General features: G+C 57.1%; 1 protein-coding gene. It reads right to left on the minus strand.

Annotated elements, in window-relative coordinates; all coding sequences use genetic code 11:
• On the minus strand, nt 1-524 hold a 524-nt coding region (locus tag H5T41_11355), incomplete at both ends, for an aspartate--tRNA ligase (GenBank protein ID MBC7109355.1).

Here is a 524-nt window from a genome sequence, read left to right on the forward strand (position 1 = left end):
TTGACCCAAAGAATTCCACCGAGGCCTTGATTTTTCACGGCCGCTTCGATCTTGTTCAGTTCGGAGCGGGAAAGGTCGGCCCCGCCCGGGAGAGGAAGGCCGCGGATCACACCCCCGTTTGCTATAGCCTCCGCAAACACCCGAAAACCGGAGTCGGAGAAAAGGTCGGTGAAGTCCACGATTTCCATCCCGAACCGGAGATCGGGTTTGTCCGTGCCGAAGCGACGCATGGCTTCGGCGTAGGGAATGCGGGGAAACGGAGTCTCAATTTCCACCCCTATTGTTTTACGGAAAACATGGGTCACAAGGCCTTCAAGAAGAGTGAAAAGCTCCTCCGGATCCTCAAGGAAGGCCATTTCCATATCGAGCTGGGTGAACTCCGGCTGGCGGTCGGCGCGAAGGTCCTCATCGCGAAAGCACCGCACGATCTGGAAGTAGCGCTCCACCCCCGAGCACACGAGAATTTGCTTGAAAAGCTGCGGAGATTGGGGGAGGGCATAGAACTTTCCGGGTTCCAAACGGCT

The sequence above is a fragment of the Methanomassiliicoccales archaeon genome, assembly GCA_014361295.1.
Lineage (GTDB): Archaea > Thermoplasmatota > Thermoplasmata > Methanomassiliicoccales > JACIVX01 > JACIVX01.